This window comes from Arthrobacter sp. H20 (assembly GCF_000520515.1).
Taxonomy (GTDB): domain Bacteria; phylum Actinomycetota; class Actinomycetes; order Actinomycetales; family Micrococcaceae; genus Arthrobacter_D.
Window position 1 is genome coordinate 9,732 of record NZ_KI914718.1, and the last position, 26,995, is coordinate 36,726.

Annotated in this window: 23 protein-coding genes; 18 read left to right on the forward strand and 5 right to left on the reverse strand. The window is 64.9% G+C overall.

Annotation, left to right across the window (positions count from 1 at the left end; translation table 11 throughout):
- From Y703_RS18130 to Y703_RS0105355, 6 genes are all read left to right on the forward strand, one after another.
- Nucleotides 1-589, forward strand: a 589-nt coding sequence (locus tag Y703_RS18130) for an ADP-dependent NAD(P)H-hydrate dehydratase (RefSeq protein ID WP_035763963.1), incomplete at its 5' end; no start/stop codon positions are given.
- A 79-nt stretch (nt 590-668) separates the two neighbouring features.
- Entirely contained in the window at nt 669-2,849 is a 2,181-nt protein-coding gene (glgX, locus tag Y703_RS0105335; protein WP_026551882.1) for a glycogen debranching protein GlgX, read from the forward strand.
- A gap of 60 nt (nt 2,850-2,909) precedes the next feature.
- A complete protein-coding gene (gene treY, locus Y703_RS0105340; RefSeq protein ID WP_026551883.1) occupies nt 2,910-5,225 on the forward strand; it encodes a malto-oligosyltrehalose synthase in 2,316 nt (771 codons plus the stop codon).
- Nucleotides 5,222-6,958, forward strand: a complete 1,737-nt coding sequence (gene treZ, locus Y703_RS0105345; protein ID WP_026551884.1) for a malto-oligosyltrehalose trehalohydrolase — start codon at nt 5,222-5,224, stop codon at nt 6,956-6,958. Before treY ends, treZ begins: the two co-directional genes overlap by 4 nt.
- Before the next feature lie 53 nt (nt 6,959-7,011).
- Nucleotides 7,012-8,058: an L-glyceraldehyde 3-phosphate reductase gene (mgrA, locus tag Y703_RS0105350; RefSeq protein WP_026551885.1), complete on the forward strand. Its 1,047-nt coding sequence runs from the start codon at nt 7,012-7,014 to the stop codon at nt 8,056-8,058.
- A gap of 11 nt (nt 8,059-8,069) precedes the next feature.
- On the forward strand, nt 8,070-8,609 hold the full coding sequence (locus tag Y703_RS0105355; RefSeq protein ID WP_026551886.1) for a GNAT family N-acetyltransferase: 540 nt from the start codon (nt 8,070-8,072) through the stop codon (nt 8,607-8,609).
- A 3-nt stretch (nt 8,610-8,612) separates the two neighbouring features.
- On the opposite strand, the gene Y703_RS0105360 is transcribed toward Y703_RS0105355, so the two are convergent.
- Entirely contained in the window at nt 8,613-9,959 is a 1,347-nt protein-coding gene (locus tag Y703_RS0105360; RefSeq protein ID WP_026551887.1) for a family 4 glycosyl hydrolase, read from the reverse strand.
- A 90-nt stretch (nt 9,960-10,049) separates the two neighbouring features.
- On the opposite strand from Y703_RS0105360, the gene Y703_RS0105365 reads away from it, so the two are divergent.
- The 6 genes from Y703_RS0105365 (at nt 10,050) to tsaD (ending at nt 15,094) form a co-directional block, all read left to right on the forward strand.
- Nucleotides 10,050-11,138 carry a carbohydrate kinase family protein gene (locus Y703_RS0105365; protein ID WP_026551888.1) on the forward strand — a complete coding sequence of 363 codons (1,089 nt, stop codon included), beginning with the start codon at nt 10,050-10,052 and terminating at the stop codon, nt 11,136-11,138.
- 66 nt (nt 11,139-11,204) lie between these two features.
- Nucleotides 11,205-12,380 (forward strand): alanine racemase, encoded by a 1,176-nt coding sequence (gene alr, locus Y703_RS18135; protein WP_035763965.1) that lies wholly within the window; start codon nt 11,205-11,207, stop codon nt 12,378-12,380.
- 13 nt (nt 12,381-12,393) lie between these two features.
- On the forward strand, nt 12,394-12,903 hold the full coding sequence (gene tsaE / locus Y703_RS0105375) for a tRNA (adenosine(37)-N6)-threonylcarbamoyltransferase complex ATPase subunit type 1 TsaE (protein WP_026551889.1): 510 nt from the start codon (nt 12,394-12,396) through the stop codon (nt 12,901-12,903).
- A gap of 9 nt (nt 12,904-12,912) precedes the next feature.
- Nucleotides 12,913-13,572, forward strand: coding sequence for a tRNA (adenosine(37)-N6)-threonylcarbamoyltransferase complex dimerization subunit type 1 TsaB (gene tsaB, locus Y703_RS0105380; RefSeq protein ID WP_026551890.1), 660 nt, complete (start codon nt 12,913-12,915; stop codon nt 13,570-13,572).
- Nucleotides 13,569-14,018 carry a ribosomal protein S18-alanine N-acetyltransferase gene (gene rimI, locus Y703_RS0105385; RefSeq protein ID WP_026551891.1) on the forward strand — a complete coding sequence of 150 codons (450 nt, stop codon included), beginning with the start codon at nt 13,569-13,571 and terminating at the stop codon, nt 14,016-14,018. The genes tsaB and rimI overlap by 4 nt, the downstream gene beginning before the upstream one ends.
- Entirely contained in the window at nt 14,015-15,094 is a 1,080-nt protein-coding gene (gene tsaD, locus Y703_RS0105390; protein ID WP_026551892.1) for a tRNA (adenosine(37)-N6)-threonylcarbamoyltransferase complex transferase subunit TsaD, read from the forward strand. The genes rimI and tsaD overlap by 4 nt, the downstream gene beginning before the upstream one ends.
- Nucleotides 15,095-15,136: 42 nt before the next feature.
- On the opposite strand, the gene Y703_RS0105395 is transcribed toward tsaD, so the two are convergent.
- Nucleotides 15,137-16,276: a glutamate--cysteine ligase gene (locus tag Y703_RS0105395; RefSeq protein ID WP_026551893.1), complete on the reverse strand. Its 1,140-nt coding sequence runs from the start codon at nt 16,274-16,276 to the stop codon at nt 15,137-15,139.
- Nucleotides 16,277-16,384: 108 nt separating this feature from the next.
- Here Y703_RS0105395 and Y703_RS0105400 point away from each other — a divergent pair, with 108 nt between their 5' ends.
- The gene (locus Y703_RS0105400; protein WP_343212873.1) at nt 16,385-18,079 is read left to right on the forward strand and encodes a glycoside hydrolase family 3 N-terminal domain-containing protein; all 1,695 of its coding nucleotides are present in this window, start codon (nt 16,385-16,387) and stop codon (nt 18,077-18,079) included.
- A 39-nt stretch (nt 18,080-18,118) separates the two neighbouring features.
- On the forward strand, nt 18,119-18,889 hold the full coding sequence (locus Y703_RS18140) for an alpha/beta hydrolase (protein ID WP_081743405.1): 771 nt from the start codon (nt 18,119-18,121) through the stop codon (nt 18,887-18,889).
- A 21-nt stretch (nt 18,890-18,910) separates the two neighbouring features.
- Here Y703_RS18140 and Y703_RS0105410 read toward each other — a convergent pair whose 3' ends face one another.
- From Y703_RS0105410 to Y703_RS0105420, 3 genes are read right to left on the reverse strand one after another with little or no spacing between them, the layout of a single operon-like run.
- Complete coding sequence (locus Y703_RS0105410; protein ID WP_155849416.1) at nt 18,911-19,348, reverse strand: hypothetical protein; 438 nt, start codon at nt 19,346-19,348, stop codon at nt 18,911-18,913.
- Nucleotides 19,323-20,612 (reverse strand): class I SAM-dependent methyltransferase, encoded by a 1,290-nt coding sequence (locus Y703_RS18145; RefSeq protein ID WP_253907946.1) that lies wholly within the window; start codon nt 20,610-20,612, stop codon nt 19,323-19,325. The genes Y703_RS0105410 and Y703_RS18145 overlap by 26 nt, the downstream gene beginning before the upstream one ends.
- 1 nt (nt 20,613) lies before the next feature.
- Nucleotides 20,614-22,239: a peptide chain release factor 3 gene (locus tag Y703_RS0105420; protein WP_026551896.1), complete on the reverse strand. Its 1,626-nt coding sequence runs from the start codon at nt 22,237-22,239 to the stop codon at nt 20,614-20,616.
- 185 nt (nt 22,240-22,424) lie between these two features.
- Between Y703_RS0105420 and Y703_RS0105425 the strand changes: the two genes are divergently transcribed.
- The 4 genes from Y703_RS0105425 (at nt 22,425) to guaB (ending at nt 26,971) form a co-directional block, all read left to right on the forward strand.
- The gene (locus Y703_RS0105425; protein WP_155849418.1) at nt 22,425-22,850 is read left to right on the forward strand and encodes a hypothetical protein; all 426 of its coding nucleotides are present in this window, start codon (nt 22,425-22,427) and stop codon (nt 22,848-22,850) included.
- A gap of 208 nt (nt 22,851-23,058) precedes the next feature.
- Entirely contained in the window at nt 23,059-23,355 is a 297-nt protein-coding gene (gene groES, locus Y703_RS0105430) for a co-chaperone GroES (RefSeq protein ID WP_026551898.1), read from the forward strand.
- 130 nt (nt 23,356-23,485) lie between these two features.
- Entirely contained in the window at nt 23,486-25,090 is a 1,605-nt protein-coding gene (groL, locus tag Y703_RS0105435; RefSeq protein WP_026551899.1) for a chaperonin GroEL, read from the forward strand.
- Nucleotides 25,091-25,444: 354 nt separating this feature from the next.
- Nucleotides 25,445-26,971, forward strand: coding sequence for an IMP dehydrogenase (guaB, locus tag Y703_RS0105445; protein ID WP_026551901.1), 1,527 nt, complete (start codon nt 25,445-25,447; stop codon nt 26,969-26,971).
- Nucleotides 26,972-26,995 lie beyond the last annotated feature (24 nt).

A 26,995-nucleotide genomic window follows, 5' to 3' on the forward strand; every position in this document is an offset into this window, starting at 1 on the left:
GGACCAGCGGCGGCGGGCCCGCGATGCCATGTCCTCCGGGCTGCCCGCGGTGGTCGACGCCGGCGCGCTGCCACTGCTGCCGCGCAGGCTAGGGCCGCAGGTAATCCTTACGCCCCACGCCGGCGAGCTCCAGCAGGTGCTGGCGAACCGGCGGGTCAGCGTGACCCGAAGTGATATCGAGGCGGCCCCCGCCACCTACGCGCTGAAAGCGGCGGAACTCACCGGCGCGACAGTGCTCCTCAAAGGCCCAGTCACAGTGGTGGCGTCCCCGTCGGGAACAGTTTTCAGCCAGGCCGAAGCGACGCCCTGGCTGGCCACCGCCGGGTCAGGCGACACACTCTCAGGCATTCTCGGTGCTCTGGTGGCAACGCTTGCTGGTGACGACGGCGGCTCGGCCGCCGAACGCATCGGGGTCCCGGCGCAGGACAAATGGGCAGCCATCGCGGCAGCGGCAGCGTTGGTGCACGGAATGGCTGGCGCCACAGCAGCTACCGTCGGGCCAGTAGTGGTCTCGGAGTTGCCAAGGTATGTCGGAGCGGTCCTCGCTGATTTGCTCACCGGCCCACCGTTGAAAGACACAATTCACTAAATAGTCACCTGGTTACGCTATGAAGGTAGCTGGACCGTTCACTTTTCGACCAATGAATTACCGACTTTCAGGAGATCACATGGAACTTTGGCCCGGCGAAGCGTACCCCTTGGGTGCGACCTACGATGGCACCGGCACCAACTTCGCGTTGTACAGCGAGATTGCTGACAAGGTGGAGCTCTGCCTGATTGCCGACGACGGCACCGAGACGCGTATCGAGCTGCACGAGGTGGACGGCTATGTGTGGCATGGGTATATGCCGCAGATTGTTCCCGGCCAGAAGTACGGGTACCGCGTGCACGGACCTAATGCACCTGAAGAGGGCCACCGCTGCAACCCGAACAAGTTGCTGCTGGACCCGTACGCCAAGGCTGTCCATGGCCAGATCGACTGGGACCCGGCCCTCTTCGGCTACAACTTTGGCGACGAAAACTCGATCAACAACGACGACTCGGCACCCCACATGATGCTCGGCGTCGTGGTGAACCCGTTTTTCGACTGGGACGGCGACCGGAAACCGCGGATTCCCTACCACCAGTCGGTCATCTACGAAGCCCATGTGAAGGGCCTCACCCAGCTGCACCCCGAGGTACCCGAGGAACAGCGCGGCACCTACGCCGGCGTGGCGCACCCGTCAGTCATCTCCCACCTCCAGAAACTCGGCATCACCGCTATCGAACTGATGCCGGTGCACCAGTTCGTCAATGACAGCACGCTGCAGGAAAAGGGTCTCACCAACTACTGGGGCTACAACACCATCGGGTTCTTCGCCCCGCACAACACCTATGGCTCAGCTGGCGACACCGGCGAACAGGTCCAGGAGTTCAAGGCGATGGTGCGTGCGCTCCACCTGGCCGGCATTGAAGTGATCCTCGACGTCGTCTACAACCACACCGCCGAGGGCAACCACATGGGCCCCACCCTGTCGATGCGCGGCATCGATAACTCCGCGTACTACCGGCTCGTCGAAGACGACAAGAAGTACTACATGGACTACACAGGCACCGGCAACTCCCTCAACGTCGGCAACCCCCACTCCCTGCAGTTGCTGATGGACTCGCTGCGCTACTGGGTGACCGAAATGCACGTTGACGGGTTCCGGTTTGACCTTGCCTCCACTCTGGCCCGCGAGTTCTACGACGTGGACCGCCTGTCAGCGTTCTTCGAACTGGTCCAGCAGGACCCCGTGGTCTCACAGGTCAAGCTCATTGCCGAGCCGTGGGACGTTGGCCCGGGTGGCTACCAGGTGGGTAACTTCCCGCCACAGTGGACCGAATGGAACGGCAAGTACCGCGACACGGTGCGCGATTTCTGGCGGGGGGAACCGTCAACACTCGGCGAGTTCGCCTCAAGGCTGACCGGTTCCGCCGATCTCTACGAACAGTCAGCGCGTCGGCCGGTCGCGTCGATCAACTTCGTCACCGCCCACGACGGGTTCACCATCCGCGACCTCGTGTCCTACAACGAGAAGCACAACGACGCCAACGGTGAAGACAACAACGACGGCGAAACCCACAACCGGTCCTGGAACTGCGGTGAGGAAGGCCCCACCGACAACCCGGAGGTGCAGACCCTCCGCGTCCGTCAGCAGCGAAACTTCATCGCCACCCTGCTGCTCTCGCAGGGTGTCCCGATGCTGCTGCACGGCGACGAGCTGGGACGCACCCAGCAGGGCAACAACAACACCTACTGCCAGGACTCCGAGCTCAGCTGGGTGCACTGGGACCAGATGGACCAGCCCCTGCTCGAATTCACCGCTGCAGTGAACCGGCTGCGGTCCGAGCATCCCACCTTCCGCCGTCGCCGCTTCTTTGACGGACGGCCCGTACGCCGTGGCGAGGGCGAGGCCCTGCCGGACATCGTCTGGCTGGACACCGCCGGCACCATCATGACGCCGGAGGACTGGGACAGCGGGTTTGGCCGCTCCATCGGGGTGTTCCTGAACGGGCAGGGGATCTCTGGCCGGGATGCCCGCGGGCAGCGGATCACGGACCTGAACTTCCTGTTGTTCTTCAACGCCAGCGACCAGCCGGTCGACTTTACCCTCCCGCCGCAGGAGTACGCTCCGGCCTGGGACGAGGTTATCGACACCGCCGGTAAGTTCGCCGACTCGGAAGCCATCCCAGCGGCAGTCACCATCACGCTCGACGCCAAGTCAATGGTGGTCTTGCGGGCCCACGCTGAAACCGAGGATCTTGATCACTCGGTTGCGGCGTCGCTGGCCGTCCTGGCCAACTCCCACCAGGCGGGCAACGCCTAGCCGCACCGGGCACCGCAGCATCCCGCACAACGCCACAGCACCCAGTTCAGGAGTACATGCATGAGGACCCCGAAGTCGACCTACCGGCTGCAGATCCGATCAGAGTTTGACCTCACGGAGGCCGCCGCGGTGGTTCCCTATCTGCGGGATCTCGGCGTGGACTGGGTGTATTTGTCGCCGGTGCTGACGGCTGAACAGGGGTCGGGACACGGCTACGATGTCACCGATCCCACGGCCGTTGACCCGGAGCGCGGCGGACGGGACGCCTTTGTGGCGCTCTCGGACGCCGCGCATGCGGCGGGGCTCGGGGTACTGGTGGATATCGTGCCCAACCATCTGGGTGTGCAAACGCCGTCGCAGAATCAGTGGTGGTCGGCCCTGCTCAAGGGCGGGCCGGACTCACCCTATGCCGAAGCGTTCGACGTCGACTGGGAAGCCGGGGGCGGGAAAATCCGTCTCCCGGTTCTTGGCGACGGGGATGAGGAGCTGTCGGCGCTGGAGCTCGACGACGGGGAACTGCGCTACTACGACCACCGGTTCCCCATCGCCGATGGCAGCTACGAAACCGGGGACACGGCACAGACCGTGCATGCCCGGCAGCACTACGAACTGGTGAATTGGCGTCGCGCCGACAGTGAGCTGAACTACCGTCGTTTTTTTGGGGTCAACACCCTGGCCGGTCTGCGAGTCGAAGTACCGCGCGTATTTGACGAATCGCACAGCGAGATCCGCAGCTGGTTCGAGGAGTCACTGGTGGACGGACTCCGGATCGACCACCCGGACGGGCTCGCCGACCCGGCGGGCTACCTCGACCGGCTCCGAGAGCTCACCGGCGGTGCCTACGTTCTTGTGGAAAAGATCCTTGAGCCGGGGGAAAAACTGCCCACGGACTGGGCCTGCGAGGGCACCACTGGGTATGACGCGCTCGCCGACATTGATCGCCTGTTCGTTGACCCCGCTGGGCAGGCACCCCTCGAACGCACTGCGCCAGCTGAGGACTTCCAGGTCATGATCCACGGCACCAAACGAGGTATCGCCGACGGGATCCTCCGGTCCGAGGTGTTGCGCCTGAACCGGTTGATCCCTGCGGACGCCGGGCTCGACGCTGACAGTGCAGCCGACGCCATCGCCGAGTTGCTTGCCTGCTTCCCGGTCTATCGGAGCTACCTGCCCGGTGGTGCCGGCTACCTTGAGGACGCCGTCGTCGCGGCCCAGGTGTACCGCCCTGAGCTCGCTGACACGCTCAACACGCTGCACCAGCTGTTGAACCCGTATCTGGCCGGTCCCGACGCACCAATGACCGAACTGGCCACGCGATTCCAGCAGACATCTGGCATGGTGATGGCCAAGGGCGTCGAGGACACAGCGTTCTACCGGTATAACCGGTTGACCTCCCTCAACGAGGTAGGAGCTGACCCCTCGATCTTTTCGATCACCGGGGTGGAAATGCACAACCGGCTGCTGCGACGCCAGCGTGATACCCCGCTGTCCATGACAGCGCTGAGCACTCACGACACCAAACGCAGCGAGGACACCCGCGCCAGGATCAGCGTGCTCTCCGAGATGGCCGAGGACTGGGCCGCTGTGCTCGGTCAGCTTGAGAACGCAGCGCCCCTTGGGGACCCTGCGTTCTCCTCACTGCTCTGGCAGGCGATGGTTGGGGCCTGGCCGCTGAGCCGCGAACGCGCCCACGCCTATGTGGAAAAAGCATCCCGTGAAGCCGATTCAAGCACCCACTGGACCGCCCCAAACGAGGCCTTTGAGGAACTCATGCACGCGGCGGTCGACGCTGCCTATGACAATCCGGCGGTCAACGCTCTCGTGACTGACATGGTGGCGAAGATCAAGGGCCACGGCTGGTCCAATTCGCTCAGCGCCAAGCTGCTGCAGCTGACCATGCCCGGGGTGCCCGACGTGTATCAGGGATCGGAATTCTGGGAAGACTCGCTGGTGGACCCTGACAACCGGCGCCCAGTGGACTTCGAGGCCCGGAAGCAGTCCCTGGTTGACCTGGCCTTCGGCGCGCTGCCCGCTGTCGATGAGTCTGCGGTGGCCAAGCTCCTCGTCGTCTCCCGAGCGCTGAAGCTGCGCCGGGACCGTCCTGAACTGTTCGCTGGGTACACCGCCGTCACCACCACCGGTGCGGCAGCTGAGCACATCTTCGCGTTCGATCGAGGTGGAGCGCTTACCCTGGTGACCCGGCAGCCGCTGGGTCTTGAACGCCGGGGCGGCTGGCGGGACACCGCCGTCATCCTTCCGGACGGCCAGTACAGCTGCGCTATCACCGGCGCATCATTCTCCGGCGGCCCAGTGCCGGCCGGTACGCTCTTTGAGACCTACCCAGTGGCACTGCTGGTCAGGAAGGACGCATCATGAGGAACCGATTTGATGTCTGGGCACCTAAGGCCACCACCCTCTCACTCATGGCAGGGGGCGCGGACTCAGCCATGAGCAGGGGCGACGACGGCTGGTGGGCAGTCGACACCCAGCCGGCCGAGTCCGGAGTTACCGACTACGGATACCTGGTGGACGGCGCCGAGACGCCGATCCCCGACCCGCGGTCCCGGCGCCAGCCCGACGGCGTACACGGTCTCTCGCAGACATTCGACCCCGGCGCCTACTCCTGGCAGGACAGCTCATGGGTCTCGCCCGGACTGGGCGGGGGAGTGATCTACGAACTGCACATCGGGACGTTCACCCCCGAGGGCACCTTTGACGCGGCGATCGGAAAGCTCGACTACCTGGTCGAGCTCGGCATCCAGCACGTGGAACTGCTCCCGGTGAACGCGTTCAACGGCACCCACAACTGGGGGTACGACGGCGTCCTCTGGTTCGCAGTCCAGGAGACGTATGGCGGGCCCGCCGGGTACCAGCGTTTCGTCGACGCGGCGCATCAGCGGGGCCTCGGCGTGATCCAGGATGTGGTCCATAACCATCTGGGCCCCAGCGGCAACTACCTTGGCCAGTTCGCCCCGTACCTGACCGAGGGCAAGGCCAACACCTGGGGCGACTCCCTGAACCTCGACGGGCCACACTCCGATGAGGTCCGACGCTACGTCCTGGACAACATCCTTATGTGGTTCAGGGACTATCATGTGGACGGACTGCGCCTCGATGCAGTTCATGCCCTCCACGACGAGCGGGCCACCCATATCCTCGAGGAATTCGCTGCGGCGACCGACAGGTGCGCGAACGAGCTGGGCAAGCCCCTGTTCCTCATCGCCGAATCCGATCTGAACAATCCACGGCTCATTACCTCCCGCGCCACCGGAGGTTACGGCCTCGCAGGGCAGTGGAGCGACGATTTCCATCACGCAGTGCACGTCAACGTCACCGGGGAAACCACCGGCTACTACGAGGATTTCGATTCGGTCTCCGCGCTGGCCAAGGTGATGGAGGACGGCTTTTTCCACAACGGAACCTACTCGTCCTTCAGGGAACGAGGCCACGGGCGGCCCATCGATCCGGCCCACATCACCGCCCACCAGCTGGTGGTCTGCACCCAGAACCATGACCAGATCGGTAACCGGGCGGCGGGCGACCGCATGGGTGCAACTGTCGGCTACGCGCAGTTGGCGCAGGCAGCCGTCCTGAACCTCGCCGGACCGTTCACCCCGATGCTATTCATGGGTGAGGAGTACGCGGCGTCCACCCCGTGGCCCTTCTTCACCTCACACCCCGAGCCCGAACTGGGCAAGGCCACAGCTGAGGGGCGTCTGCGTGAGTTCGAGCGGATGGGCTGGGACGCCGACACGGTACCCAACCCTCAGGATCCCGCCACGTTCGCCTCGGCAAAGCTCAACTGGGCCGAGATTGAAACGGGTGACCACTCCCGCCTCCTGGACCTCTACCGCCGTCTGATCCGGCTCCGCCGGAACACCCCCGACCTGATGGACCCTGATTTCACCGCCGTGTCAGTGAAGTTCAGCGAACCCGAAAAGTGGTTGGCGATCCGCCGCGGAGGAAGCGTCGTCGTCGTCAATCTAGCCGACGAGGAACGCTCCATTGACGTGGACGCGTCGCGGGTCCTGCTATCCACAGTCCCGGGCGAAACCCTTGAGGCCGGGCGCCTGAGCCTGCCCGCCCGCGGATCGGCAATCCTCGGCTGAGCCAGCCCTCCGCTGACTCAGCTCGACATAATCACCAGACCCAGGAGAGACCCATGACGTATCACCCAGCTGACGACCGTTACGAATCCATGCCCTACCGCCGGGTGGGGCGCAGCGGCCTGCAGCTACCCGCCGTGTCGCTTGGGCTCTGGCACAACTTCGGGGATGACAAGCCGTTCGCTGACCAGCGTGCCATTCTGCGTCGTGCCTTCGACCTGGGGGTTACTCACTTTGACCTGGCCAACAACTACGGCCCGCCGGCCGGTAGCGCCGAAACGAACTTTGGCCGGCACCTCAAGGACGATTTCGCGCCATTCCGCGACGAACTCGTCATCTCCAGCAAAGCTGGCTACGACATGTGGCCCGGACCGTACGGTGAATGGGGATCACGCAAGTACCTGCTGGCCAGCCTCGACCAGTCGCTGAACAGGATGGGGTTGGACTACGTGGACATCTTCTACAGTCACCGCCCTGACCCGAACACCCCGCTGGAAGAAACCATGGGGGCACTGGATACAGCCGTGCGCTCCGGCCGTGCCCTGTACGCCGGCATCTCGTCCTACTCGCCGGAGAAGACGGTCGAAGCGGCGGCCATCCTCAGGGATCTCGGCACGCCACTGCTCATCCACCAGCCCTCCTATTCGATGCTGAACCGCTGGGTCGAAAACGGCACGCCCAACCTCCCCGAGGTGCTCCAGCAGGAGGGGGTCGGATCGATCGCTTTTTCACCCCTGGCCCAGGGATTGCTGACCGACCGCTACCTCGACGGCGTTCCGGCGGGCTCCCGCGCGGCGTCGAACAAATCGCTGTCCGAGGACCACCTCTCGGAGGATAACCTGCGCCGGGTGCGCGGCCTGAACACCATTGCCCAGGACCGCGGACAGTCACTGGCGCAGATGGCGATTGCCTGGATCCTGCGTGAACAGTCAAAGGGCAGCGCCATTACGTCTGCCCTGATCGGCGCCTCGAGCGTGAGCCAGTTGGACAACAGCCTTGCTGCTGTGAAGAATCTCAAGTTCAGCCTGGACGAGCTCACCGCCATCGATGAGTTTGCTGTCGAATCGGACATCAACCTGTGGGCCAAAGCCCTGGACGCGTAGGGCGCCATCAGATGTCCGACGCCGGGGTCCTCGGTATCCGGCGCGCCACCGACGCCGACTGGCCAGCACTCTGGGCCATCATGGAACCGGTGGTGCGGGTCGGAGAGACCTACTGCTGGGATACCTGCCTCTCCGAGGCCCAGGCCCGGACCGAGTGGCTGGCTCCCGCTGACCGCACAATGTGCGTCTTCGTTGCAGAGGAAACCCCTGGACCAGGCTCGGTCGGTGCTGCCGTCGGTGCCGTCGTCGGGACTGCGCAGCTGCATGCGAACCGCGCCGGTGGTGGGTCGCACGTAGCTAACGCCAGTTTCATGGTGGCTGGGAACGCGGGCGGCCGGGGCGTGGGGCGCCTGCTGGCCCGCCATGTGCTGGCTGAGGCCCGCGAGCAGGGCTACCGTGCCATGCAGTTCAACGCAGTGGTGGAGACGAACACCAGGGCAGTGCGGTTGTGGCAGTCATTGGGATTTCGCACGCTCGCGACGGCTCCCGGTGCGTTCAGGCATCCGGCTGAAGGTTTTGTGGGGTTGCACATCATGTTCCGGGAGCTCTAGGGGCTACTTCCAGAACGCCGCCAGGTCGGGGAACGCGTGCTCATAACCAAGCAGAAGACGCGAGGCGGCGTGCGCGGAGTCGATCAGCGGGTGCAGCACGAATGCCCGCAGCGCCGAGTCCCGGTCTGCGTGGACAGCGGCATTGACTACAGCTTCCTCCACCGCCAGCACCTGCGCCATCAAGCCCAGCTGGTGGGAGGTTGGGGGCCCAGCGGCGAGCGGTATCGCCCCCGCCCGGTCGAGGCGGGCCGGAAGCTCAACGACGGCGTCGGCCGGCAGCGTGGGCAGCGCACTCCCGTTGCGCACATTGACGATCAACTCTGCTGGTTGGCCGGTCAGGAGGGCGCGCATCGCCGCGAGCGCAATCCGTTCGTAACCGCCGCCGGCCAGATCCGACTCGTCACGATCCCCGGCATCAGGGCGAGCCTCGGCAAGGTACCCCTCTTCCCGGGCACGCCGTGCACCCTCCCACACGGCGAACGGCTCCGGAGCAGTGAGCAACTCGGTGTAGAGCTGGTCCTGCTGGCGGTGCAGAAACGCGCCGCGGGTCTCGGTGGCGCCGGCCAGGGATCGCACTGCTTCACGGTGGAAGTAGTAGTAGAACAGGTATTCGTTGGGCACCGACCGCAGGAGCCGTGGCAGGTCCGGACCGAACACCCGGCCCTCCTCGAAGGAGGTAAGACGCTGCGGGTCCGCCAGCAGCGCCGGCAAGCGGTCGACGCCATCGTGCGTCAGACCCCGTAGCCAGCCCAGATGATTCAGACCGACATAGTCAACGCCAGCAAGTGATCCCTCGGCCAGGGGAACACCGGCCGCCGCGGCAGCCCGAGACACCAGCCCCGACGCCGAGTCGCAGATCCCGAGTGCCCGGTCGCCGAGCACAGTCTGCACCGCCCGGGTCACCATTCCCGCTGGGTTGGTGAAATTAATCAGCCAGGCGTCGGGGCACACGCGCCGCATGGACTCGGCCACCACCAGCATCTGGGGCACCGACCGTAGCGCGTAGGAGATGCCGCCGGCACCCACAGTTTCCTGGCCCAGCAGGCCCTCGTCCAGGGCGACGCGCTCGTCGAGCACCCTACCCGCGGCGCCGCCGCTGCGGATGGCGGCGAACACGACGTCGGCCCCGGGCAGGGCAGCGTCGAGGCTTAGCTCGGTGACCAGGTGCGGCGGGCCGGACCCAGCAGGGAGCGGCATGGTCTGCAGGACGCGGGCAATTGCCGTCAGCCGGCCAGGGTCCGCATCGTGCAGGACCACCCGGTCAATGACGCCGGCGAACTGTCCCGTCGACAGGGCCCGATACACCAACGGAACCCGGAAACCGCCGCCGCCCACAATGACCAGTTTCATTCATCCTCCACGGTGTCGGTGGTGCATTTCTTCAGCGTTTAGCGTCACACCTGTGCCGCGCGCCGGAAGCCTAAGAGTATTGTGCCGTACATGGGTACCGCGCATCGTTTCGATCCTTTGGCCAAGACCCGCTCTGCGTCTGACCCGGAGTTTGACCTGTTGCTGAGCGGGTCGGTTTTCCTCGACATCGTCTTTACCGGGCTTGAACACCTGCCGTCTCCGGGTACCGAGGTGTGGGCTGACGGGATGGGATCCTGCCCGGGTGGCGTGGCCAACCAGGCGATCGCAGCGAGCAGGCTCGGGCTGCACACCACTGTTTCCGCGGCCTTTGGCGACGACGGCTACGGCGATTACAACAGGGGAATCCTCCGGGATCAGGAGCATGTTGACCTGTCCCGGTCGCGAACCTTCGAGAACTGGCACTCACCGGTCACAGTGTCCCTGTCGGTGCAGCGGGACCGGTCGATGGTCACCCACGGCCACCCTTCGCCGGTGTCAGCGACCGAGCTGTTAGGTGAGGTGCCCCCACGGTGCCGCGCCGCCGTCGTAAGCGTCGAACCAGAGCTGGAACCCTGGGCCCTCGCAGCCCAGGCCAAGGGAACCAAACTCTTCGGGGACGTGGGGTGGGATCCCACCGGGCAGTGGTCGGGGAGCGCCCTGGACACCCTCAAGTACTTCCACGCGTTCCTGCCCAACGACAGTGAGGCAATGGCCTACACGCGCACCGATGATCCGTGGGCGGCACTGTACGCGCTCGCCGACCGGGTGCCGGTTGCAGTGGTGACCATAGGACAGCAGGGTGCCATCGCCATCGACTCTCTGACGGGGGAAGAGGAATGGGTTCCGGCCCTGCCGGTGAAGGCCTACGACCCAACTGGTGCCGGTGATTGCTTTGGTGCGGCGTTCGTCATGGGTGACCTCGCAGGGTTTTCGCTGGCCGACCGGCTGCGGTTCGCCAACCTGTGTGCCGCGCTGTCTGTGCAGCAGGTCGGTGGCTCCCTCGCGGCACCGGGGTGGGGAGATATCGCCGACTGGTGGCACCGGATGAGTGAATCCCGCGACAGAGTGCGCAAGCAGTGGTTGAGACGCTACGAGTTCCTTGAGGAAATGGTCTCCGGGGTTCCGCTGGAGGCTGTCCGCCGGGCGTCAGCGACCATCGCACGGCAGTCCGACGCGTGACCATTGCCGGGCCAGAGTGCGGCCGGCGCGGCGCCGCGCGCTGCCGAGGAATGACAGAATGGACTAGTGAGTTACCTTTATGATCCCCCGCCCGTTGAACGGCGGGTAGAGATCGATCTGGACGCGGTGCGCCACAACGTCAGGCACATTGCCGACGTCGTCAGCCCGGCCCGTCTGATGGCTGTAGTCAAGGCCGACGGCTACGGGCACGGTGCGCGGCAGGTCGCGCGCGCCGCCCTGGAATCGGGGGCCACCTGGCTGGGGGTCGCCCATATCTCCGAGGCCCTCGACCTTCGTGGGGCTGGCATCGGGGCCCCCATCCTCGCCTGGCTCCACACGGTGGAATCCGACTTTGGCGCGGCCATCCGGAACGGGATCGACATTGGCGTGTCCGGCTGGGAGCTGGAGTATGTGGTGGCCGCCGCCCGTCGCCAGGAACGGCCCGCGCGGGTCCAGCTGAAGATCGATACCGGGCTGGGACGCAACGGGTGTCCTCCTGAGCAGTGGGACGCGTTCGTTGGCCGCGCCCTGAAACAGCAGGACGAGGGGCTGCTGCGGGTGGTAGGAATTTTCTCCCACCTTGCCGTGGCCGATGAACCGGACCGGCAGGAAACTGACGAACAGATCAGCCGGTTCCGGGACGCGGTGGCAGCCGCCGAGCACGCCGGCGTGGACGTCGAACTCAGGCACCTCGCCAACACCCCCGGTGCACTGTCCCGACCCGACACGCACTTCGATCTGGTGAGGGTGGGGCTAGGCATCTACGGGTTGTCGCCGTTTCACGGCCAGAGTTCGGCAGGTCTTGGACTGCGACCGGCGATGCGGTTCGTCACCTCGGTGGCCAGTTGCAAGGAGGTTCCTGCCGGCCAGGGCGTCTCCTACGGCCTCACCTACCGCACTGACAAGGCCACCACCCTGGCACTGATTCCGGTGGGTTACGCGGACGGTGTTCCCCGCGTCGCCACCGGAGCGCCAGTGCTGGTGGACGGGCGTCAGTATCCGGTGGTTGGCCGGATCGCCATGGACCAGCTGGTGATCGACCTGCAGACCACCGGGATCGTCGGCACCGACAGGAGTGTCCTGGGGCGGCCGGCAGTCCTCTTTGGCGGGCACGAATCTGAGCCGGCTGCCGACGACTGGGCCGACGCCAGCGGATCAATCAACTACGAGATTGTCACGCGGATCAGCGGCCGCGTGCCCCGCACCTACCTGAATGAGACGCTCACCAGTGAATCCCAGTAGCGGCACTGACGGCCTGCAGTGGACCCACAACTTCACTGTCCGGTCGGCGGCTGAGCTGCAGCGGTTCGCCGCAGCGCTCGGTGCCGACCTCGTTCCCGGGGACCTACTGATCCTCTCCGGCGGCCTCGGGGCCGGCAAGACAACCTTCACCCAGGGCCTGGGGCAGGGACTTAGCGTCCGCCCGGGCATCATTTCGCCCACCTTTGTGCTGGTCCGGGTGCACCCGCCGCTCGCCGCTGGGCCCGCGCTGGTGCACGCCGACGCCTACCGGCTCGAGTCCGCCGCCGACATTGATGATCTTGATCTGGAATCCACAATGGATTCGAGCGTTACGGTCGTTGAGTGGGGCGCCGGGCGGGTGGAGCATCTGGCGGCGAGCCGCCTGGAGATTCAGCTCGACCGACCCCGGATCGCCACAGTCCCCTCCGACCCCGACGACGACGATGAACCCCGGCGGGTGCTCATCGAAGGCTACGGTCAGCGCTGGGCGAATACGCCGCCAGCCGTCCTCACGCTGGATTAGGCTGGCAGGATGCTGATTTTGTCCCTCGATACCTCCGCCGCTGCAAGTGCCGCCCTGGTGCGGGACGGCGTCGTGACCGGGAGTTTCGCCACCGAGGACACCAGGTCCCACGCGGAGGTGCTCGCACCCGCCGTCGCCGACCTGTTGGCTGCTGCGGGGATCGACGGAGTCGATCTTGACGCGATTGTGGTGGGGGTGGGGCCGGGGCCCTTCACCGGGCTGCGGGCCGGGCTGGCCACTGCCAGGACCCTCGCCTTCGTCTGGGACCTGCCACTGCACGGAGTGATGAGTCTTGACTCGATCGCCGAGGATGCTGCGGTGCGGGTGGGGTCGGGGGAGTTTCTGGTAGCCACCGACGCCCGCCGTCAAGAGGTCTACTGGGCCCGGTACCGGGCCGACGTCGGCCGCCCAGAACTGGTGGAGGGGCCACTGGTAGGGCCACCGGCGTCCCTCCCTCCACTCCCGGTCTATGGGAAGGGCGCAGGACTCTACCCGGACTCGCTGGCCGGGGTTGAGGGCTTCACCGAGGTCCATCCCTCCGCCGCGGCGCTGGGGTGCTCGGCCTACCGTCGGCTGTGCGCCGGGCTGGACCTGCTGGACACCGCTCCGCTCTATCTTAGGGAGTCCGACGCGCGCGTCCCCGGCCCCCGAAAGCGGGCTACCGCATGAGCTTCTCACTGCGCGATCTCCTGCTGCACGACGTCCCAGCTGTCGCGCAACTGGAAGTTGAGCTGTTTCCTGTTGACGCCTGGCCGCTGGAGATGTTTCTGGCTGAGGTGTCCCAGACCGAGACACGCCGCTATCTTCTGGCCGAGAGCGAGAGCGAGGGCCGGCTGGTGGGCTACGCCGGGGTGATGTGCATTGACGCAACAGCTGACATCCAGACGATCGGTGTGCTGCCCGGGTTCGAGGGGCGCGGGATCGGTACGGCGATGTTGACCGAGCTGTTGGCCGAGGCCCGTCACCGCGGCGCCGCTGAGGTGCTCCTCGAAGTTCGGGCTGACAACCCCAGGGCGCAGAATCTGTATACGCTGACCGGTTTCGAGCATATCCATACCCGGCGTAAGTACTACCGCGACGGCGTCGACGCCTGGGTGATGAGGCTGATCCTGTGAACCGTGACAATCCGCTGGTCCTCGGCATTGAGTCGTCCTGCGACGAGACCGGCGTCGGAATAGTGCGCGGGACGCAGTTACTCACCAATACCGTTTCCTCATCGATGGACGAACATGTCAGGTTTGGGGGAGTGATCCCCGAGATTGCATCCCGTGCGCACCTGGACGCGTTTGTTCCAACCCTCCGGCAGGCGCTCGCCGAGGCTGGAGTCACGCTGCCTGAGATCGACGCCATCGCCGTGACCTCGGGCCCCGGGCTGTCGGGCGCGCTGATGGTGGGTGTCTCGGCCGCGAAGGCCCTTGCGCTCGCCACCGGTAAACCCCTGTTCGCGGTCAACCATCTCGTCGCGCACGTTGGGGTGGGGGTGCTGGACTCCAGGTTCCCTGACGGTCTTCCCCCGAATCTCGGCGCCCTGCTGGTTTCGGGCGGCCACACTGAGATCCTCCGGGTGAACAGTCTCGCCTCCGACGTCGAGCTACTGGGCTGTACCATCGACGATGCCGCTGGTGAAGCGTACGACAAGGTGGCACGCATCCTCGGACTCGGTTATCCGGGGGGGCCGGCGATTGACCGGCTCGCGGCGGAGGGTAACCCGAAAGCGATCCGCTTCCCCCGGGGGCTTACCCAGCCCAAGTACCTGGGCACGGCTGAGCAACCCGGACCGCACCGGTACGATTTTTCGTTCAGCGGGCTAAAAACCGCTGTAGCCCGCTGCGTCGAGCAGTACGAGGCTGACAGCGTCGCCGACCTCCCGGTGGCCGACATTGCTGCGTCTTTCCAGGAGGCAGTGGTGGACGTCATCACGTCCAAGGCCGTCCTGGCATGCCGCGAGCACGGAATCACCAACCTGCTGCTCGGCGGAGGGGTGGCGGCCAACTCCCGGCTGCGGGCCCTCACCGCCCAACGGTGTGCTGCCGCTGGCATCACCCTGACAGTGCCTCAGCCGTCCCTGTGCACCGACAACGGTGCGATGGTCGCGGCGCTGGGGGCGCAGATCGTGATGAACGGCGGTGAGCCCACCGGGTTGCGCTTCGCCACTGACTCCTCGCTGCCTGTGACCAGCGTGTACAGCTGACCCATCCACCCACACCGGACCGCGTGGGGGTAGGGGCGGGGGCTACTCGCGGAGCTGCGCCACCATGTCGAGCACGACGGCGCTGAGGTCGCCGTCGTGCTCTGAAGCAATCCGGCGCTGCCGCTGGTACCCGGCGCCGCGGGCCAGGATCTTCTCCACGTCGCCGAGCTCCTCGACACAGCCCAGCTTCTTCGCTACCGGTTGCAGCCGATCCAGCACCTCGAGCAGATGGTCGGTGACCAGCTGCTCGTTACCCTTGGCGTCCAGGATGATGATGGCTTCCATCCCGTACCGGGCCGCCCGCCACTTGTTCTCCTGGACGTGCCACGGCGGCATTGTCGGGATGGTTCCACCGTTGTCCAGTGTGGTGGAGAACTCGTCGACCAGGCACTGGGTCAGCGCGGCGATCGCCCCGACGTCCTGGAGCGTTGACAGCCCGTCGCAGACCCGCATCTCGATGGTTCCGAGGTTCCCCACGGGGCGCACATCCCACCGGATCTCGTTCACGGCGTCAATCACGCCGGTGGTGAACATGTCCTGCACATAGGACTCATACTCGGTCCAGTTGGGAAACTGGAAGGGCAACCCGGCCGTCGGCAGCTGCTGGAACATCAGCGCACGCTGCGACGCATACCCGGTATCCTCGCCACCCCAGAACGGCGATGACGCTGACAGCGCCTGGAAATGGGGCACATAGTTCACCAGACCGTCGAGAACCGGCATTGCCTTGTCACGGTGGTCCAGCCCCACGTGCACATGCACACCGTAAATGACCATCTGTTGACCCCACCACTGGGTGCGGTCAATCAGCTTGTAGTAGCGTTCCTTGTCGGTCACTGGCTGGGACCGGGGCACGCTGAACGGGTGCGAGCCGGCGGAGAAGAGTTCCACACCCATCGGGTCGGTGACCTCGCGGACGGCTGCCAGGGAGCGGGACAAGTCAGCCTTAGCCTCGGCGACTGTGGTGCAGATTCCGGTCACCAGCTCCACGGTGTTGAGCAATAGCTCCTGCTTGATGTGCGGGTGCTCCTCGTCCTCCTGCAGCTCGGGATGATTTGCAGCTACCCCCCGCAGCACCTGATTGGCTACCGAGACCAGGTCACCGTTATAGCGGTCCACCAGCGCGAGTTCCCACTCGACCCCAAGTGTTGACTGTGCTGACTGCGCGAAATCGATCTTCATGTGGTTGGCTCCTGACCGGTACCGGACTGCTGGAAAATTCTGCCTCGGTATCGCGTCATCCGCGGAAGAGAACTGTCCCAATATTAGAGCAGGAGTAGCATCGATAGGGTGAAAAGCGCAGCCCACCGGGCGAACACTGGGAATCTCTCACGCCGTCGAGGCTTACCCCAGGCAGGACTAGCCATTCTCACCCTTCTGCTCGTGGCGGGCTGCACATCGGCCGGAAACGGCGGTAGCGCACCCTCGTCCGACAGCCCGCCGACGACGTCGTCGGCCCCCGCGCCGTCAGCGACTGACGACTCCCGGTTGTCCTGGGGCCCCGACGCTCGCCATTACGACGACGCCGCCGCTGCCGTCGCTGAGATGACCACTGCAGAGCAGGCAGGGCAGGTCATCGTGGGATTCTATGCGGGCACCGATCCGGCCGGCCAGCAACAGGCCATCCGCGACCTGCACCTCGCGGGCAGCATCATCATGGGAGACAATGTGCCGCTCGCCGCGGACGGTACGGTCGATGCCGACGCAATAGCGGCCGTGACCGCCGGCCTGACCGAGGCAGTAGCTGACAATGGCAGGACCTGGCCAGCAGTCATCTCAGTGGACCAGGAGGGCGGACAGGTTGCCCGGCTCGGTCCGCCAGTGACGGCCTGGCCTACCCCAATGACCTACGGAGCCGCCGGGGCCCCGGCGCTTCTGGAGACAGCCATGACGGCAATGAACTCCGAGCTGGCGGGACTCGGATTCACCATGAACCACGCTCCGTCGATCGACGTCACAACCGGAGCCGGCGACCCAACGATTGGTGCCCGCGCCTACTCGGATGATCCCGGCCTCGTCGGCGAGCTCGGCACCGCCGCGGTCACCGGCATGTTAAAGGCCGGTGTGCTGCCCAGCGTGAAGCATTTCCCGGGCCACGGCTCTGTGCCGGTCGATTCCCACCTGGAGCTGCCGGTGCAGTCTGGCTCATTGGAAGACCTTCAAGCCCGCGACTGGGCGCCGTTCAAGGCCGCAGCGGATTCGGGTGTGCCGGTCATGATGATGGGCCATATCGCAGTGGAGGCCCTCGACCCGGGAGTGCCGTCGTCGGTCTCGGCCCCCAACTACGAGGCGTTGCGTGGGTTGGGTTTCGACGGCGTAATCGTCACCGACGCGCTGAACATGGCGGCCGTGGAGCAGTTGTACCCGGCCGGACAGTCGGCTCCACGCGCGCTCGCAGCCGGCGCGGACCTCCTCCTGATGCCCACTGACTCATACGCGGCGCACGCGGCGATTGTGGCCGCCGTCGACGACGGCAACCTCGCCGACGAGCGGTTGGTCGAGGCCGCCACCAGGGTGGTCACCCTGATGCTGTGGCAGGCAGAACTATCCGCCGATGCGGAGCCCGCCGAGCCAGGGACCCAGACCGAGGCAAGTGCTGCCGCGTCAGCTGCAGCCATCACCGTGCTCACCGGGCAGTGCAAGGGGGACCTGTTGAACGGCACAGCCTCAGTCGTGGGAGGGACTGAGGCTGATGTGCAGCGCTTCACCGAGGCCGCTGAGGCGGCGGGAGTCGCCGTGGGCCCCGGCGGCACAACTGTTTCCTTGGTCGGCGCCGGCGGCAACGGTGCCGCGCCGGCCGAGATCGCCGTCGCGCTAGATGCTCCCTGGTGGCTGGAGTCGGTTGATGCTCCGGTGGAAGTTGCTGCCTACGGAAACACGCCGGGCGCCTTTGCCGCCGTGGTTGCTGTCCTAAGTGGGACCGCTCCAGCGCCGGGACGGCTTCCGGTAGAAGCGGCGGGGTACGACGCCGGAACCGGGTGCTGACGCTCGGCTCGGCAGGACGTTCGAGCGTACTCTTGGACAATGTCGCATCCCGCGCGCTCGTCGAAGTTTAGACGGCTTCGCCGCGTGCTCCTGGCAACGCTGCTGGGAATCGTCGTCGTGCTGGGTACTTCAGCTGCGGTGCTGCTCACCCCGTCTCCGGTCGAAGAGGCCGAGGTCGCGGCGGTCCGGGCCGACCCGGCGCTGCGGGTGGTCGAGAACGATGGGTACCTTGCCTTGCTTCCAGCCGAAGGGTCCACGGGGACCGGGATGATCTTCTACCCGGGGGCGCGGACCGTCGCCGAGGCCTACTTGCCGTCCTGGGCGCCGATCGTCAAAGCCACCGGAATGGCCGTGTATCTTGCCGAGATGCCGTTCGGTTTTGCTTCCCTCCGGGACGACGCGGCCGGGGACATCATCGCTGCGGAGCCGTCGGTGGGCTCATGGTGGATCGGCGGTCATTCACTCGGCGGAATTACCGCTGCCCGCTACGCTGACGACCATCAGGATTTCGAGGGATTGCTGCTCTGGGCCGCCTTCCCGGAGGAAGAGGTTGTCCTGGTGGACATCCCAGGACTCGAGGTTCTGGCGGTGACCGGTAGTCGCGACGAGATAGTTCCCACCGAGGTAGTTCGGGAGCGTCTTGAGCAGGCTGGAATCCCCTCCGACGTCGTCGAGATCGATGGGATGGAACACAGCCAGTTCGGCTCCTATCGGTCCATCTTCGGCGACGGTGACCCGACCATTTCTGACGCGGCCGCCCGCCAGAGCCTCGCCGAGGCTACCAGCGGTTTTCTGTCTTCGGCCCGGTGACCGGTATGCCAGGGACGTCGGCTACCACAGTTGTGTGGCCCGCGCGCGTCTGATCGCCTCGGTGCACTTGTTGATTCCGCCAGCGCAGTGGTGCATGTCATCGGGGTAATGGTGCCGGATCCAGCGCAATAACCTATCTGTGAGGCTGATCTGGGTGCGCGCATCCATGTGGTTCCTTAGCAACCATCGGCTCTCGAGAAAGCCAGGCAGGCAGTGAACCAGATCATGGGCGGTGAACAGCCGAAGAAAGGCACCGCGCGGGTTCAGCTCCCGTTCGGCTGCGAGTAGGGTTCCGGATTCGGGGCCGAGTACGGTGGCGGCGTCGACCGACTCGAGGTAGTGGCACAGGTGGGCCATCACCCGGTAGTACCGCGCGCCGACGTAGTAGCTTCGGCCCACACTTTCGTCCTCAAAGAACGAACGCAAAATGCCATTAATATGAGGAGTGTCCGCTTCCATGGCCTAACTGTTCCATCCAGCACTGACACTTTTCGGCGGAGACGACAGGCTCGACGACGATTGCCACCCGGTCCTCACCGATCCGGGTCAGGACCAACGTGGCCTTCTTCTTTCCGGCGGACTTGCCTGCCCCGGCGAGAAGCTGCTTGCGGAGCTCTTCAGGAGTGACCGAGGTGCCACGTTTCTTGATGTCCAGGACGCCGATGCCGTTCTCTCGGACCCAGGCCCTCAGGGCCTTGACGTTGAACGGCATCACGCTCAGCACCCTGTAGGCCCGGGCGAACGGTGTGTCCTGCAGCGTCGGGGCGCAGATGTAGGCGATCCTCGGGTCCAACAGGTGTCCAGCCAATCCCCGCGCGACGTCGGCCACCAGACCTGCTCGGATTACCGCGCCGTCCGGTTCATACAGGTATCCCTCGGGGGCGCCCATGGGCGGGCGGGTCTCGTCGTCGAAATCGGCGGCACTATTGAGCTCAGCGGCACCGTGAGAGCTGATCACCAGCGCAGACCGGCGGACGTCGTCCCGCCTCAGGGAATTGAACCAGAGGGTCAACTCTGTGACGTCCCCATCGACCGAAACCCACTGCGCCTCGCAGCCGGCAGGCACCGCCTCGTGTGGGATCCCCGGGCCGAGCTTCACCCCGAGAGGTGTGCCGCTGTCGGCGAGCCGCTCCACGAAGGACAGGGGAGGGGAGAATGCTTCCGGATCGAAGAGCCGGGTGGTGCCCGATGTGGTGGTGGTCCGGCGCGCCGGGTCCAGCCAGACGCCGTCGTAACCGGTGAGGTCGAATGACTCGGCATCGCCGCCGACCACAGTGGCATTGGGCCAGGGCATGAGGTTCATGGTGGCTGCAGCTGCTGTCGTTTCGTCGATCTCCACGGCTGTCACCTGGCGGTCCAGGCTAGCGAGGGCTATCGCGTCGGCTCCGATGCCGCAGCCGAGATCGGCCACCCGCTCCAGACGGGCCGTGACGTAGCGTTCGGCGTGCCGGGCGGCCACCCCCAGGCGGGTGGCCTGCTCCAACCCTGCGGCGGTGAACAGCATCCGGGCGGCGAATGGCCCGAACTTCGTTTCCGCCTTGGCCCGGAGCCGGGACTGGGTGAGAGCGGCCGAGATGACCAGGGGGTCGTGCCCTGCCCTGCGAAGTGTGGTGCTCAGGCGGAGGGTGTCAGCTTCGTCGTAGGGTTCCAGGGAATTCAGGAGCTCCCACCCGGCAGGGGTCAGGAGCGGCGCAATCAGGTCAGTCGCGGCGTCGGGGGCCATCTCAGTAGCCCCTGGCGTCCCCGGCATCGGTGCCGATGGTGCTCAGCGAAATCTCCGGCGAGTTCTTCTCGACGCGGCGCAGCGCCCAGATGTCGTTGAACAACGCCAGGTATTCGCCGTCGGACCTGATCAGCACCTCGGTGCCGCGAATGGCGCTCAGCGCTGCCTGCGCGTCATGGGTGGTGAGCCGGGCCAGCGAATACTGCAGCGGCTCCATCCGCATCGGTGCGCCGAAATCGTGTTCCATCCGGTCCGCGACCACCTCGAACTGCATGGGGCCGACGGCGGCCAGGACCGGTGCCTGGTCACCACGGAGATCCGAGCGCAACACCTGGATGATTCCCTCATGGCCGAGCTGCTCTATCCCGCGCCTGAACTGCTTGAAGCGACCGGCATCCTTGGACCGGGCAACCCGGAAGTGCTCGGGGCTAAACAGGGGAATCGGCGGGAACTCTACCGGTTCCTCGATGTAGAGACTGTCGCCCATGCGGAGGGCAGAGGCGTTGACCAGCCCGACGACGTCGCCTGGCCACGCTTCGTCGATGACTTCCCGTTCGCGACCGAAGAGCTGCTGGGCGTACTTGGTGGCGAAGGTTTTGCCTGAGTTGGCGTGGGTTACCACCATGCCGCGCTCGAAGACACCCGAACAGACCCTGATGAACGCGACGTGGTCACGGTGGGCCCGGTTCATTCCAGCCTGCACCTTGAAGACGAATCCCGAGAACGGTGCGTCGACGGGGCGGGGGTTGCCATCAACGTCCTTGCGTGGTCCAGCCGGTGGTGCCAGATCGACCAGGGCATCGAGAATGTGCTGGACGCCGAAGTTCAGGACTGCTGACGAAAACAGGACGGGAGTGCCGGTTCCCGCGTGAAAGCTTTCCCTGTCGAACGGTGAGTTTGACTCGATCACGAGCGACGCTTCATCGAGGGCGTCAGTCCAGACGTCGCCCTCCTGGGCCAGCGCTTCGTCGGGGCTCAGGTGTTCCTCGGTAGCGAGGGAGGCACCAGCGTTTTTGCGGGTGAACCTGACAAATTCGTCGCGTTTGAGGTCCCACACGCCACGGAAGTCCCCGGCGATGCCGACGGCCCAGGTCAGTGGCATCGGGATCAGCCCGGTGCGGTCGGTGATCTCATCCATCAGGGCCAGGGTATCCAGCCCCGGACGGTCCCACTTGTTGATCACAGTAATGATGGGGATGTTGCGTTGGCGACAAACTTCGAACAGCTTCATTGTCTGGGTCTCGAGCCCTTTGGCTGCGTCGATCAGCATGACTGCGCAGTCCACTGCTGCAAGCACCCGGTAGGTGTCCTCGGAGAAGTCCGAGTGGCCTGGGGTGTCGAGCAGGTTGATGACTGTATCGCGGTAGGAGAACTGCAGCGCCGTGGAGCTGATGGAAATGCCGCGGTCCTTCTCCATCTGCATCCAGTCGGAGACCGTCTCTCGCCGGTTCTCCTTGCCGTTGGTGGCTCCAGCTGTGCCGATCACCCGTGCGTGAAGGGCCAGTGCTTCGGTCAGGGTCGATTTGCCGGCGTCGGGGTGAGAAATGACTGCGAACGTCCGACGGCGGGACGCCTCCTGGGCGATGCCACTGTGGCTGCGGGTGGAGGCCTGTGCCTGCTGGGTCACGAAACTGCTTTCGAAAGATGGTGGGAATGCCATTGATGGCCAGTTCCCCAGTCTAACGGGCAGAGCCCAAGGAGGCAGATTTCATGGGTGAGCATGCGGGAGGGGATAGTGTTCGACAATGGATTTTGGGGAGGACCAGCGCCGGTACGAGCGACCCGACAACTCAGCCATGCTGCGGCGGCGGTATGGAGACAAGCCGGAGCTCAAAGGGTGGCCGGGTGGTCATCGGCCCCCGCGCCTTCCTGAAGGGCTGGCTGGTGACCTTCGGTATCTGGTCTGTCTCGACCCTCCTCGTGAGTACGGCAAGCGAGATCATTGGCCAGAATTCGGGAGCACTGGTGGTCTGGGGGATTGCGCTCTGGGTCAGCCTTTTGGTCGCCATCTTGGTCGGAGCGCCGCTGGCGCTGGTGCTGAGCCTGCTGTTGCGGCAGGTGCTCAACCAGTGGGGCCACGTGACTGCCTTCGCAATAGTGTCCGCTGGCCTGGCAGCTGCTACGACAGCCCTGGTACTTCCGGGGACGGGCCCGGCGTTCCCGGCGATCCTCGCCGCCGTCGTCGGCATTGCCGCAGGACTTGGCCGTGCGTCGATCCTCCGGAACGTTAATCCGTGAGTCATCTGGGCCGGACATCGGGCTGCGCTGCGAGCGCAATTTAGCACTCGCCTTGACCGAGTGCTAACCAATGCATAAAGTCGGAGTTGGCACTCTCACCATGAGGGTGCTAACTCCTTCAGGGAAGCGTGAGCCGGCACCGCGACGACGGTCAGCGCCATCCGAAGGCCTTAATTCCATTTGTCACCCAAGCGAAGGAGAGGTCCGCGTGTCGGTCTCTATTAAGCCTCTTGAGGATCGTATTGTTGTCCGCCCACTGGAAGCCGAGCAGACTACTGCCTCGGGTCTGGTTATCCCGGATACTGCCAAGGAAAAGCCCCAGGAGGGCGAAGTTGTTGCAGTAGGCCCAGGCCGCGTCGACGATAACGGAAACCGCGTACCTGTCGATGTAGCCGAGGGCGACATTGTCATCTACTCCAAGTACGGCGGAACCGAAGTCAAGCACGCGGGCGCCGAGTACCTCGTACTCTCCGCCCGCGACGTCCTGGCGATCGTAGTTAAGTAGTAATCCTCGAGAGAACCCCGGCCGCACAGGCCGGGGTTCTCTCGTCGGTGCGGGAACACGCACGAAAGACCACATGCAATACCAGGTATTGCATATTGCAGGATTTGCACAATGGAAGAGGAAACACATCATGGCAAAGCAGTTGAAGTTTGACGACGCTGCACGCCGCGCGCTGGAAGCGGGAGTCAACAAGTTGGCTGACACCGTCAAGGTGACGCTCGGCCCCCGCGGCCGCAACGTCGTGCTGGACAAGAAGTGGGGCGCCCCCACGATCACCAACGACGGCGTGACCATCGCCCGGGAGATCGAACTGGACGACCCGTTCGAGAACCTTGGTGCGCAGTTCGCCAAGGAAGTGGCCACCAAGACCAACGACATCGCCGGCGACGGCACCACCACCGCGACGGTGCTGGCACAGGCACTGGTCACAGAAGGCCTGCGGAATGTCGCAGCCGGCGCGGCACCATCACAGCTGAAGCGTGGCATTGAGGTCTCCATCGAGGCCGTTGCCGCCCGCCTGCTCGAGAATGCCCGCGAAGTTGTCGGTCAGCAGACCGCCAGCGTTGCCTCCATCTCCGCGCAGAGCTCCGAGGTCGGCGAGCTCATCGCTGAAGCCTTCGAGAAGGTCGGCAAAGATGGGGTCATCACCATCGAGGAGTCCTCCAGCACCCAGACCGAACTCGTGCTCACTGAGGGCATGCAGTTCGACAAGGGCTTCCTCAGCCCCTACTTCATCACCGATGCCGAACGCCAGGAAGCAGTGCTCGAAGACGCACTGATCCTGATCAACTCAGGCAAAATCTCCTCGCTGCAGGAATTCCTGCCGCTGCTGGAGAAGGCACTGCAGGCAGGCAAGCCCCTCTTCATCATTGCTGAGGATATCGACGGCGAAGCGCTGTCCACCCTCGTGGTCAACAAGATCCGCGGCACCCTGAACGTGGTTGCCGTCAAGGCGCCAGGCTTCGGCGACCGCCGCAAGGCAATGCTGCAGGACATCGCCACGCTGACCGGTGCCCAGGTTGTTTCACCTGACCTCGGCCTCAAGCTGGACCAGGTGGGCCTGGAGGTGCTGGGTTCCGCACGCCGGATTACCGTCACCAAGGACACCACCACGATCGTTGACGGCATTGGCAGCGAGTCCGATGTTGCTGACCGCGTAGCCCAGATCCGTGCCGAGGTTGAGCGCACCGATTCCGATTGGGACCGCGAGAAGCTTCAGGAACGTCTGGCCAAGCTGGCCGGCGGCATCGGAGTCATCAAGGTTGGCGCAGCTACCGAGGTTGAGCTCAAGGAAAAGAAGCACCGCATCGAGGACGCCGTGTCGGCAACACGTGCTGCTCTCGATGAGGGAATCGTCGCCGGTGGCGGCGCTGCCCTGATTCACGCCTCCAAGGCGCTGGACACCGATGCATCGGTGCTCGCTCTCGAAGGCGATGCTGCAACCGCCATCAACCTGGTGCGTCGGGCCCTGGCCCAGCCACTGCGCTGGATTGCGGAGAACGCCGGCCACGAAGGCTACGTTGTGGTGCACCGCGTCGAGGAACTAGAGCCCGGGCATGGCTTCAACGCCGTTACCGGCGACTACGAGAACCTGGTCGACGCCGGCATCATCGACCCCGTCAAGGTCACCCGCTCAGCGCTGCGGAACGCTGCCTCAATCGCGGCCCTGATTCTGACCACCGAAACACTGGTGGTCGAGAAGCCCGAGACTGACGAAGAAGGTCACAGCCACTAGTCCCCACACGGACTAGACCACATGAGCGCACCCCCGGTCCTCGGACCGGGGGTGCGCTCATGTGGTGGGCAGTTCTCCCCATCGCAGGATGCTGAGGTTCATGAAATGTTTCAGGGGTGCAGCGGGACAGCGAACTGCTCATCAACAACGCGACGGTCAGGGCTAACTTCAGCTAGCGGGTGATCGCCCACCAGATCGATGGTGCTCTCCACGGCTGATCTGCTGGTGATGTGTCCAACTCCACGCTCGTGGAATAGGGCGCACCCTGCAATCGTTTTAGGATTAGAGTCCGGCAGCCCGATCATTCCTCGGCCGGCTTCTAACCACAGACCCATCTGAGAAAGAGGCGACGCAGTGAGCCACCCGTCCCAGCGCGACGAAACCCACGACCCATTCGGATTCGTTGGCCTGACGTACGACGACGTCCTGCTCCTGCCCGGCCTCACCGATGTGATCCCGTCGGAAGCCGATACCAGTTCGCGTGTCTCCAAGCGCATAACCGTCCAGACCCCGCTATTGTCCAGCGCCATGGACACCGTGACCGAAGCCCGGATGGCTGTCGCGATGGCCCGTCAGGGCGGCCTTGGCGTCATTCACCGGAACCTGTCCATCCAGGACCAGGCTGAACAGGTGGACCGGGTGAAGCGCAGCGAATCTGGGATGATCACTCACCCGGTCACCATTGGTCCCGACGCCACTCTTGCTGAACTCGACGAGCTGTGCGGGCATTACCGGGTTTCCGGGCTCCCAGTGGTCGACGCCGCCGGCCGACTGCTCGGCATCGTCACGAACAGGGACACCCGGTTCGTCTCCGAACATGAATGGCCACACCGACTGGTCAGTGCGGTCATGACTCCCATGCCGCTGGTGACCGGCCAGGTCGGTATCAGCGGTGAAGAAGCCATCGGATTGCTGGCCAAGAACAAGATTGAGAAGCTTCCGCTCGTCGACAGCGACGGTGTACTGCGCGGACTGATAACTGTTAAGGACTTCACTAAAGCGGAGCAGTACCCCCTGTCCACCAAGGACGACGAGGGCCGGTTGCGTGTCGGCGCTGCAATCGGCTTCTTCGGGGACGGCTGGGAGCGAGCCATGACCCTCGTTGATGCTGGAGTTGACGCGCTCTTCGTCGACACCGCCAACGGACACAGCGCCGGTGTGCTGGAGATGATCGCCCGCCTCAAAGCCGAACGGTCGGTTGACCACGTGGACATTATTGGCGGCCAGGCAGCAACGCGCGAAGGCGCACAGGCACTGATCGACGCCGGCGCCGACGGCATCAAGGTGGGGGTGGGCCCGGGCTCCATTTGCACCACCCGGGTGGTGGCGGGAGTTGGGGTGCCCCAGGTCACCGCCATCTACGAGTCAGCCAAAGCAGCGATTCCGGCTGGTGTCCCAGTGATTGCCGACGGCGGTCTCCAGTACTCGGGTGACATCGGCAAGGCCCTCGTCGCCGGCGCCGACACCGTAATGCTCGGTTCCCTGCTGGCTGGCTCTGCCGAAGCGCCCGGGGAACTGATTTTCGTGAACGGAAAGCAGTACAAAACCTATCGCGGCATGGGATCCCTTGGCGCCATGCAGACCCGCGGCAAGAACACCTCCTACTCGAAGGATCGTTACTTCCAAGCCGATGTCACAGGTGACGACAAGCTGATCCCCGAGGGCGTGGAGGGCCGGGTTGCCTATCGGGGACCGCTGGTATCGGTTGCCTACCAGCTTGTCGGGGGCCTGCGGCAGACCATGTTCTACACGGGTGCGCGAACCATCGGAGAGCTGAAGGCGAAGGGAAAATTTGTCCGGGTTACCGCCGCCGGGCTCAAGGAATCACATCCTCACGACGTCCAGATGACTGTCGAGGCACCCAACTACGGCACCAAGTAGCACCAGAAGTCTGGGTCGACGCGA

Bases quoted from the DNA above. Each gene is read 5' to 3' on its own strand.
- treY (WP_026551883.1), top strand. From the start codon at position 2,910: ATGAGGACCCCGAAGTCGACCTACCGGCTGCAGATCCGATCAGAGTTT.
- Y703_RS0105410 (WP_155849416.1), bottom strand. From the start codon at position 19,348: ATGGAAGCGGACACTCCTCATATTAATGGCATTTTGCGTTCGTTCTTT.
- Y703_RS0105360 (WP_026551887.1), bottom strand. From the start codon at position 9,959: ATGAAACTGGTCATTGTGGGCGGCGGCGGTTTCCGGGTTCCGTTGGTG.
- Y703_RS18140 (WP_081743405.1), top strand. From the start codon at position 18,119: ATGTCGCATCCCGCGCGCTCGTCGAAGTTTAGACGGCTTCGCCGCGTG.
- groL (WP_026551899.1), top strand. From the start codon at position 23,486: ATGGCAAAGCAGTTGAAGTTTGACGACGCTGCACGCCGCGCGCTGGAA.
- Y703_RS0105395 (WP_026551893.1), bottom strand. From the start codon at position 16,276: ATGAAGATCGATTTCGCGCAGTCAGCACAGTCAACACTTGGGGTCGAG.
- treZ (WP_026551884.1), top strand. From the start codon at position 5,222: ATGAGGAACCGATTTGATGTCTGGGCACCTAAGGCCACCACCCTCTCA.
- tsaB (WP_026551890.1), top strand. From the start codon at position 12,913: ATGCTGATTTTGTCCCTCGATACCTCCGCCGCTGCAAGTGCCGCCCTG.
- Y703_RS0105355 (WP_026551886.1), top strand. From the start codon at position 8,070: ATGTCCGACGCCGGGGTCCTCGGTATCCGGCGCGCCACCGACGCCGAC.
- Y703_RS18145 (WP_253907946.1), bottom strand. From the start codon at position 20,612: ATGGCCCCCGACGCCGCGACTGACCTGATTGCGCCGCTCCTGACCCCT.
- rimI (WP_026551891.1), top strand. From the start codon at position 13,569: ATGAGCTTCTCACTGCGCGATCTCCTGCTGCACGACGTCCCAGCTGTC.
- Y703_RS0105425 (WP_155849418.1), top strand. From the start codon at position 22,425: ATGGAGACAAGCCGGAGCTCAAAGGGTGGCCGGGTGGTCATCGGCCCC.
- mgrA (WP_026551885.1), top strand. From the start codon at position 7,012: ATGACGTATCACCCAGCTGACGACCGTTACGAATCCATGCCCTACCGC.
- Y703_RS0105365 (WP_026551888.1), top strand. From the start codon at position 10,050: ATGGGTACCGCGCATCGTTTCGATCCTTTGGCCAAGACCCGCTCTGCG.
- glgX (WP_026551882.1), top strand. From the start codon at position 669: ATGGAACTTTGGCCCGGCGAAGCGTACCCCTTGGGTGCGACCTACGAT.